The organism is Candidatus Hydrogenedentota bacterium, assembly GCA_018005585.1.
Classification (GTDB): Bacteria; Hydrogenedentota; Hydrogenedentia; order Hydrogenedentales; family JAGMZX01; genus JAGMZX01.
This window is the reverse complement of record JAGMZX010000123.1, coordinates 1-10,102: the sequence shown is the minus strand read 5'-3', so window position 1 is coordinate 10,102 and position 10,102 is coordinate 1. Positions and strand designations below refer to the sequence as shown.

Genomic DNA, 10,102 nt, shown 5'->3' with positions numbered 1-10,102 from the left:
TTGGAAGGGCTGCACCTCCAGGACAATCTCATCACGGACGTGACGCCGCTCAGCGGGTTGATTAACCTGACCGAATTGTTGCTCGATGACAACAACGTGACCAACCTGACGCCGCTCGCGTCGCTCAGCGCGCTCGATGTACTCGGGCTCAACAGCAACACGGTCACCAACCTCGCGCCGCTCGCGCCGCTCACGGGCCTGTCGCAGCTTTTCCTTTACGACAACCAGGTCACGGATATCGCGCCGCTGACCGGGCTGACCGCCCTCGAACGGCTCAACCTTTCGGTGAACTTCTTCACCGATCTTACCCCGCTGGCCGGGCTGACCGCGCTGCGCGACCTCGACCTCGCCAGTTGCCAGCTAACCGGGGTCGGGCCCATCGGCGGGCTGGCCGCGCTTGAATACCTCGACATCGCCTACAACGGCATCCCGAGCCTTGCCGGACTCGAAGCGCTCGATGCCCTGTTGCGGCTCGATGCCTCCGGCAATCCCTTGACCACCATCGAGCCGCTTTTCGACCTCAGTTCGCTGAATGAATTGTGGTTGTGCGACGTAACCACCGGTGGCGACACCATATCGCAACAGGTCGCGGAGCTGGAAGGCGGCGGCGTCACGGTCATCTTCGGCAATGCCGAATGCAGTCCGGGCGAGGGCGAGGGCGAGGGCGAAGGCGAGCCACTCGAAACCCACTCCGCCGACCAGAACGGCGACAACCGGATCAACCTGACCGAATTGCTGCGCGTGATCCAGTTCTACAATTCCGGCGGGTTTCACTGCACCAGCGGAACGGAAGACGGCTACGCGCCCGGCCCCGGCGATACGTCCTGCCCGGCCCACGACGGCGACTACGCGCCCGCCGGAGCGGACTGGCAAATCACGCTGACCGAACTCCTGCGGACCATCCAGTTTTACAACGTCGGCGCGTTCCACGCCTGTCCCGGCGAAGGCACCGAAGACGGGTTCTGCCTCGGCGTGCCGTGAACAGGACGGGAATGGGGTCCAGGATTTGAATCGTCCCTTCCATAAACATCGTCCGTGGCGTCCGTACTCCGTCTTGGTCCCGCCGGGCTCCGCTTCGCTCAGCGGTTACGGGCGCCATCTTGCCCCCACCTGCAATGGAAGCCGAATAATCGCCATGGAGGGGCCCTCGCGCGCTTACCCTGTCACGCCACAGGACGTGTCGGACCCATGCCCGGCGGCTTGGCCGGCTACGCGGCCTTTGCGCACTTTCAACGGCATGTCCCTCCGGACTTCAGGCCTTGCGGTTCGCCGGCCCTTGGACGCCATCAGGTTGTGTCGGGTTCGTACGCCCCCAGGCCGGCAATCCTGCCACCCGCCAGACTCAAAGGCCCCGGCAGGGCGGGAGGCCGCCCGCGCCGGGGCCGTGGAGACGGTATCTTGTGGCTACAGGAGTCCGGGGCAGAAGCCGTCCTCGGTGCCTTCGCCGGGACAGTAGCGATAACCACCGATGTTGTAGAACTGGATCAGGCGCAGCAACTCGGTAAGAACGATGCGCCAGTCATGGCCGCCGAAGTAGTCGGAAGCGTGCGGCATGCAGCTCTGGTTCGAGCCCGGCCCGGGCACGTAACCGTCCTCCGTTGAACCGGGGTCGTCGGCGCAATGGAACCCGCCCGAATTGTAGAACTGGATCAAGCGCAGCAATTCGGTCAGGTTGATCCGGTTGTCGCCGTTCTGGTCGCCGCTGTGGTGCGTGGGCGTTTCGGACTGCACGCAAACGTCGTCCACGTGGGCAAAGCAGTTGTAGCCGCTCTCCCACAGGTTGAACGAGAGCACGTGCGGTTGGCCGTCGGCGAAATTGCTGATATCAACGGCCACCGCGGCATAGCCGGACGCATACGGCTCCGCCACGTGTGACATGCCGTAGACCAGCGTGCTGTCCATCATCACGCCGAAATCAATGGTCCCGTCGATATCGTCGGAGCCGGCCTTCAGGTAGAAACGGAGCACGAGGTACTGGCCCGCGGACGCCTGGATGGTCTGGCGGAGCGCCGCGTTGACGCCGGGCGCGAAATCGGTCAGGACCAGGCGCGCGCAGTTGTCGCCGCTGTAGCCACAGCCCGATTGAATCACGATCTCGCCGAAATCAGAGTCGTATTCCTCCTGCCAGTACGGATTCGGATGACCCAGCTCAAAGCCGCCATCGGCCACGAGATTCCCTTCGCAGATGACCGGATACTCCCCTTCGCCTTCACCCTCGCCTTCGCCTTCACCCTCGCCCTCCCCTTCGCCTTCGCCTTCACCCTCGCCTTCGCCTTCACCCTCGCCTTCGCCCTCCCCTTCGCCTTCGCCTTCGCCTTCGCCTTCCCCTTCCCCGCCTTCGCAGAACGGGCAGATATCGTCGATGAAGAACTCCTGGCCGCCGAGTTTAAGCTGTGACACCGAACCCAGGAGTTCAACGACGCCCGTGCCGTCGCCGGCCGAGACGACGTTGACCGCCGCGCCGCCGACGACCGTGCCGTGAACCTCGGAGAAGTCCCCGATATTGCGGAAGTCCCCGTTCACTTCGATGTTGATGTTGCCGCCGTATTCGCCGTAGCGGAAGCTGACGCACTGCGGGGGCACGGCGCCGATCCAGACCACCTCGACGTTGATATTGTTGAGCATCAGGTCAAGGCCGGAACCGCCGGCGTCGCCGCCGTTGCTGACCTTGGCGTAGCCGTCCACGGTGCTGCCGCTCGGCAGCCAGAAGAACTCCTTGCAGGTGAATGTGTAGCCCTGCGTGGCGAACAGGTCGCCCACGTGATACTCCGTATCTGCCACGAGGTCGTCGAAGTCGGCGCAGGGACCGGCTTCTCCTTCGCCCTCGCCTTCCCCGCCTGCGCAGAACGGGCAGATATCATCGATGAAGAACTCCTGGCCGCCTACCTTGACCTGGGCTACCGCTCCGTGGAGTTCCACTATGCCCGTGCCGCTGCCGCCCGGGATAACGTACACCGTCGCGCCGCCGACGACCGTGCCGTGGACCTCGGAGAAGTCCCCAATATTGCGGAAGTCGCCGTTTACTTCGAGGTTGATATTGCCGCCGTACTCGCCGTAGCGGAAGCTGACACACGGCGGGGGCGCCGCGCCGATCCAATTCAAATCCACATTGATGTTGTTGAGCATCAATTCGAGGCCGGACCCGCCGGCGTCGCCGCCGTTGCTAACCTCCGCAAAGCCATCGACCGTGCCGCCGCTCGGCAGCCAGAAGAATTCTTTGCACAGGAGCGCGTAGCCTTGGGTAACAATGGTATCGCCAACCTGATACTGCGTTCCCAGCGTGAGGTCGTTGAAGTCGGCGCATTCGCCCTCGCCCTCGCCCTCACCTTCGCCCTCACCTTCGCCCTCGCCTTCGCCTTCGGCGGCGTCCCATGTCAAACACCACGCCGCGTCGATATCCGGCTCTATCTCGACACCGGCAGGCGTGAAATAACGCAGGACTCCGTCCAGCGTGGAAGAAGCGGGCAGGAACTCACATCCGGACGAATCGGCCACGCCCTGGATCGAAATCCAGCCCGTTTCGAGCCCGAGCGCGGGGTCGATCACGGCATCGTGACGGTAAAGGGAAAGCCCGAGGTCGTCATTCACCAGGCCGGTATCCGTAACGGCCGGCATCACCACGTATTCCGCGACGAACGCGCCCGGTTCGCCGCCGTCGTTCTCGTAAAAGGCTATCTTGTACTCGTTTGGATTGCGCACACAGGGAGCCGGACCGCCGCCCGTGTAATAGCCCCACCAGTGCACGTCGTGGATGGGTCCGTTCAGGCTGAAAAAGTTGTCCGCGAACGCGCGGTCCGACTGCGCGTCGCTGGTCCCTGTGAGCGCGCCCTGCGGCGGCTGGGACCACCAGCTGTTCAAGGGGCATGTCTCCGGCCCGATGATGGTCAGGCACACATCGTCGATATAGGCGCACAGCGAATACCCGCCCGGCGCCCACGTATGGAAGAACAGGTCGCGCGTGTACCCGTCAGCGAAATCGGAGAGATCCACGCTCACGAGCGCATACCCGGCAGCATAGGGGCCTGCGTCCGCCGCGTTCAGGACGTAGACGGGAAAGTCGTCCAACTTGACCGTGAGCGAAGAAAATCCGTCAACGAATACGCGCAGGTAGAACTCGAGCGTTGCGGAAGCGCCATACGGGATCGTCACGCCCTCCTGTTTCAGCATCAGGTCGTCGCCTTCGGCCGACCCGCCCATATTCGCGAAATAACTCCCGGAATGCGCCAGCGCCGGATTCATCGTAATGATCTGCGACGTAAACCCTGGGTCGAAGAACTCTTCCCAGTGCGGGTTCGGGCGCCCCAACTCGAACCCGCCATCATTGAGCAGATTGCCCTCGCACACTTCCGGCGGCTCGCCCTCGCCTTCGCCCTCGCCCCCCGCGGTTTCAATACAGACCTCGTCCACACTGGGGTCCGCGTCGGAATCGGCCTGTTGCACCGTGCTGAAGCGCAAGACATGCGCTGCGCCGTCCGCAAAAGCCGAAATATCAACCTCCACCGGCGCATATCCCGAAGCATAAGGCTCCGTCACTTCGCTCAACGAGAAGACGACCGTGGTATCGATGCGCACCTTGAAATCGATGAGGTCCGGCGGCACTTCCCCCTCGCTGCCGGCAGTGCCGTTGCTGACGCGCAGTTGGAAACGCAGGGTAGCCGACGGCGCCGCCGGGATCGTGACTTCCTGGTAGATGGCGGCCGGAATCGTAGCGGGCGCGCCGCCCAGCCCAAGGAACGCGCAGTATGACCCGCTCACGCCGCACGATGCGCGGATAATATCCTCGCCGAAATCCGGGCTGATCTCTTCCACCCAGAACGGGTTCGGCCGGCCCAATTCAAACCCGGGGTCCTGCACGACATTGCCGGGACAGTCGCCGGGCGATGCGCCCGTCAGGCACCACGCCGCATCGATGTCCGGAACGATCTCCACACCGGTCGCCGTGAAATATCGCAGGACGCCGTCCTGCGTGGACGAAGCGGGCAGGAATTCGCAGCCCGACGAATCGCCCGTGCCCTGGATCGAAACCCAGCCCGTCTCCAGCGCCAATGGCGGGTCGATCACCGCGTCATGGCGATACAAAGACAGGCCGATATCCGGATTCACGATGCCCGTATCGGCGGCAATTGGCGTCACGGTGTATTCCGCCACCAATGCGCCCGGTTCGCCGCTGTCGTTCTCGTAGAACGCGATTTTGTGCTCGTTCGGATTACGCACACACGGGGCCAGTGCGCCGCCCGTGTAATAGCCCCACCAGTGCACGTCGTGGATGGGGCCGTTCAAACTGAAAAAGTTGTCCGCGAACGCGCGGTCCGACTGCGCGTCGCTGGTCTCTTCAAGCGCCCCTTCCGGCGCCTGCGACCAGAGGCTGTTCAGCGGGCATTGTTCGCCTTCCGCATACGCCGCGGCCGGCAGCAAAGACACGGCCCACACCGCAGCGGCCATCAGCACGGCTGCGGCGTAACCGATGCGGTTGCTCTCTTCTCTGCACATTCTCATAGTATTCATGGCACATGCCCCTTTCTTGCCGTGGACCAAACCCCTCAAATCGCCTGCGGGAATCACAATACGCGATCAACGGCGATTATGCAATAGGGTGAAACTGGCCCAAATTCGCCCCGGCAATCGCTGAAAACGACTAAAAAAGAGAAAAACGGGAGCGGCAGCGGTTTTGAGGGTGTCTTGAATCTAAGAATCCCGAGAAAACAAGCGGCGGGCCGTTCCTGCGGTGATGTCAGCCGCGGGAACGGCCCGGGAAAACACTGCGCTGTGCCTGAGGCGAGGATGCTCAGACGGTCTCCGGCACGTTGAACGGGTCACGATAGACTCGGGTCAGCAGCGCGTTGGCCTCGTCGTCGTTCGTGACCATCTCGGTCTCGGGGTCGATTTCGAGGACGCGGTTGAGCCGCGCGCCAGTCAATGCGTAGTGCGACAGGGCGGACGAGCGGTGCCCTTCCAGCGGCGGCGCGGTGACGCCCTGGGGATTCCGCGCGCGCACGCATTCGATGAAGTTGCGGTAATGGTTCAAGTCGCTGCCGTCTTCGTTTTCCTTGACGAGCTTGTTGTCGCGGCCTTCGTAGACCTTGTAGCCCTCGTAATTCGGGAAGGTCATGTAACCCTTGGACCCGTAGAAGATGACGCCGAACGACGTGCCGCCCGCTTCGTCGTTGGTGCACCACGGCCGCACTTCCAGCGTCATCATCTTATCTTTGCCGTCTTCGCCCTTGAACAGGAACGACGAGGACGAAACGTTGAATATCTCCTTCGCGTCGTCCCACAGGAACATGCCGCCCATCGACGCGACACGGTACGGCAGCCCGACGCCGAGGCCCCAGCGCGCGGCATCGAGCTGATGCACGCCCTGGTTGCCGATGTCGCCGTTGCCGTACGCCCAAACCCAGTGCCAGAAATAGTGGACGTAGATGCCTTCGCCCTTCTCGTTCACCATGAACGGCTGTTCTTGCGCGGGACCCTGCCAGATGTTCCAGTCCAGGCCCTCGGGCGGGTCGCCTGCGTGGCCCTTGCCGATATCCGGGCGCCACTTGTAGCAGACGCAGCGCGCCATGTATACGTCGCCGATGATGCCCTCCTTCAGCAACTGGATGCCTTCCTGAAATCCGGGGTTGCTGCGAAGCTGGGTGCCGTGCTGGACAACCCGGTTGTATTTCGCGGCGGCTTCGAGCACTTTCCGGCCTTCGTAGATGTTGTGGGTCATCGGCTTCTCGACATACACGTCCTTGCCCGCCTGGCACGCCCAGATAGTGGCCAGCGAGTGCCAGTGATTTGGCGTCGCAATCGATATGACGTCGACATCCTTGTCTTCCAGGATTCTGCGGATATCCTGGTCGACCTTGGGCTCGGGCTTGTTTCTCCTGGTGAAGAACTCGCCCACCCGCGGCCGGAACAGGCGCGAATCGGGGTCGCACAGGGCCACCACTTCCACGTTGTCGAGCGCCGCGTACCCCTGCAGGTGCGACTGCCCGCGCCCGTTGATGCCCGCAACGGCGACACGCACGCGGTCGTTCGCGCCCGGCCAGCCTGTTTTCGATGTCCCAATAAGCACGGTCGCCGCAGCGGCGGCCTTTACAAAATCCCGGCGCGTGACTTTCTTCATGACTGGATTCCTCTCTGGTTGCCCGAAAACTCCCTGTCTGCGCATCCCGTAGAGTGTAGCGCGCAACCGCGCCTGATGCCAGTTCGCACGGGTGCCTGCACAAGCTCAATTGCCTTGGACAGGAAACAGGCCCCAGCCGCGGCCAGGGCCTGTTCCGCACTTATCGCCTATAACCGTGTCAGAGTCCCGGACAGTAGCCGTCTTCTGACCCCTCTTCCGGGCAGTAGTGGTAGCCGCCGCTGTTGTAGAACTGAATTACGCGAAGCAGTTCCGTTAGCTTGATCTGCCAGTCCGGCCCCGACGGCGCATAGTCGCTGTCGTGCGGGCAGCAGCCCGTGTTCAAGCCGGAGCCCGGCACGAAGCCGTCTTCCGTATCGCCGGGATTCTCCGCACAATGGAATCCACCGGAGTTGTAGAACTGAATCACGCGAAGCAACTCGGTCAGTTCGATTCGGTTGTTGTGGGTCTGGTCCGCCGTGTGCCATTCATCCACGCACGGGTCGCCTTCGCCTTCGCCTTCACCTTCACCTTCACCTTCACCCTCGCCCTCGCCTTCGCCTATTGGCTCCGTGTAGAGGCAAAACGCAACGTCGGCCGACTGCGGCAAAAAATAAGTCTGTTCGCCTTCGTTATCGCCTTCTATTTCCTCCGTTTGCCGCAACCACGAGAAGTGGTCCGCATTTCCTGCGTGGCTCGCGAAAAGGATCGGGGCGCAATCGCCGGCGCCCGCGCCGCTGATGGACAACCAGCCTTCACCAAGCGCGCAGGCAGGCTCCAATACGGCCAGGAAGTGCGACAACGCGCCGGCGCCGTCCTTGTGCGCCTCTGCCAAGACGCCGGGTTGCACGACGTATTCGCGCACCACCGCGCCGGGGTAGGCCCCGTCGCCATCGTGAAAAACGATGCGGAACGGCGGAATCTCATCACCGCAGAGCCACGGTGGTTCGGCTTCGGCCTCGCCTTCCTCCTCGTTGACGGTCATCGCCCACCACGCGACGCCGGTTATGGCGCCGCCGATGCCTGAGTAGTTGTCGAAGAGTACCGTGCCCACTGCTTCGTCGCTGAACGTCAACGGCGTCTCGCTTGGCGGCTGGGCAAACGCGGCCTGCCCCGTACAGACATCGAACCAGCCCTGATTCTCGCAGGTGGGCGGCGCCGGGTCGCCAACGTACAATTCAAACCCTCCGGTTGCCCCGCCGTAGCCTCCGACGGCGATGACATAGACCGTTCCAGCCCGCACCGGCAGGGAAACGGACGCGGTCTGCGCTTCACAAAGACCGTTACAGGCGAGCAAAGATCCATAGCACTCGTCGAACACCGCGACGATGGGCTGAAAATCAGCCGCAACGCGGAATTGACACTCCTTGTCGGCGGCGGGAATGAATTGATACCACACCTCCGCACTCAAACCGCATGGCGCATAAGACAGGTTAGTCTCGGCGTGAATGGTCGCGCCTGCGTGGACGCCTTCGCCCGGCAACAGCACCGCGTCATTACAGAAGTCGTTTACCGGACGCTCGCCCTCGCCTTCGCCCTCGCCCTCGCCTTCGCCCTCGCCTTCACCCTCGCCCTCGCCCTCGCCTTCGCCCTCGCCTTCACCCTCGCCCTCGCCTTCGCCTTCGCCCTCGCCCTCGCCTTCGCCCTCGCCTTCGCCCTCGCCTTCGCCGCCTGTAACATAAAGACAGAAGGCGAGATCATCATTCACTTGAGTAAAATCAGCGGGCCCCGGGTCTTCGATATCGAGGTCAAAGCCCCAGGACTGGTTGTCATCCGAGTCGCTGCCGAGCGGAATCGCGACGCAAAGCAGGGAGTTGACACCCACAATGCTGATCCACCCGCTGTTCAGCACAACCGGCGCCGCCAGGTCGGCCCGGCATTCCCATACGGGCGATTCGCCTAGCGTCATGGCGGTGCAGGACGGCGTCACCACTTCGGACGACACGGCGGCCCCGGGATATCCCGTCTCGTCTTCGTAAAAGGTAATGCGATATGTGTTCGGATTCCGTTCGCAGAAATCGCCGGAGAACCACCGCACGCCCATGGTCCACCAGGACACCGCCGTAATCGTCCCGGGCACCCCCTCGTAGTGGTCCGCAAGACCGTTGCCGGTAAAGGCATCGATTATCCCGATGGGGGACGTCTGCGCGGCGTGACCGTACGCTGCGTCCGCACCGCAGGAATCGAAAAGGTCGCAGGGAACGTACTGTATGTCGCCAATGGTCAGCGCAAAGTCGCCAGTCGCTTCCTCGAAACCGCCCACGGCAATGTAATAGTTGCTGCCCGCATCGAGCAGCACCTCGACCAGCGAGATGGTCATCACGCCCTGACAATGCATGTTGCAGTGAATCGGCGGGCCGTCGCACGCCCCATAGACGGCCACGCCCGTGTTGTAGCCGCCTTCGACGCGAATCTGGTATCCCTTGCTGACGGCCGGCGTGAACTGGTACCACACTTCCCGCCCGAATTCCTGACACCAGCCCGCAATCTGCTCCGGAAGCAAGTCGGTCGCCGCGCCATTTGTGCTTCCTGAATACGCACCCTCCCCCGGCAACACGACGGCCTGAGCGCAGGTGTCATTCACCGCGCGTTCCGCAGGATTCGCCGACGCGTCTGAAGCAATCGCCGCCACGAAACACGCGAATACCGTTACTGCACGCCGGCGCACGTTCATACGCGATCCCCCGTTCCTGACACTCGCGCGGGACTCCGTCCGGCGAAGGGTAACACACTCCGCGCGTGCCGGGCCACACCCAGTGGTCGGCGTGTTGTCAAAAATCATGGTCAACCGGGCGCCCGGCATGTCCATCCGGGCGCCCATCCCGCGGGTCAGGCGTGAAATCCCTTATGACTCAGGCCAAGCCGGGGCAGAACCCGTCTTCGGTGCCCTCGCCCGGGCAAGCGTGGTAGCCACCCGAGTTATAGAATTGGATAAGGCGCAGCAGTTCCGTCAAGGTGATGGTCCAACTGGGTCCTCCGCCGTCGTAGTCGGAA

The 10,102-nt window shown here is 62.9% G+C and carries 3 protein-coding genes and 1 pseudogene; 1 reads left to right on the top strand and 3 read right to left on the bottom strand.

Going from position 1 to position 10,102, the window contains the following annotated elements; all coding sequences use genetic code 11:
• On the top strand, positions 1-981 hold a 981-nt coding region (locus KA184_17735; GenBank protein MBP8131424.1), incomplete at its 5' end, for a leucine-rich repeat domain-containing protein.
• A 423-nt stretch (positions 982-1,404) separates the two neighbouring features.
• On the opposite strand, the gene KA184_17730 is transcribed toward KA184_17735, so the two are convergent.
• The 3 genes and pseudogenes from KA184_17730 to KA184_17720 all read right to left on the bottom strand — a co-directional run bounded on the left by KA184_17730 (position 1,405) and on the right by KA184_17720 (position 7,817).
• The gene (locus tag KA184_17730) at positions 1,405-5,505 is read right to left on the bottom strand and encodes a hypothetical protein (GenBank protein ID MBP8131423.1); all 4,101 of its coding nucleotides are present in this window, start codon (positions 5,503-5,505) and stop codon (positions 1,405-1,407) included.
• Between the two features lie 280 nt (positions 5,506-5,785).
• Positions 5,786-7,111 carry a Gfo/Idh/MocA family oxidoreductase gene (locus KA184_17725; protein MBP8131422.1) on the bottom strand — a complete coding sequence of 442 codons (1,326 nt, stop codon included), beginning with the start codon at positions 7,109-7,111 and terminating at the stop codon, positions 5,786-5,788.
• A gap of 496 nt (positions 7,112-7,607) precedes the next feature.
• Positions 7,608-7,817, bottom strand: a pseudogene (locus KA184_17720) (hypothetical protein).
• Between the last annotated feature and the right edge of the window lie 2,285 nt (positions 7,818-10,102).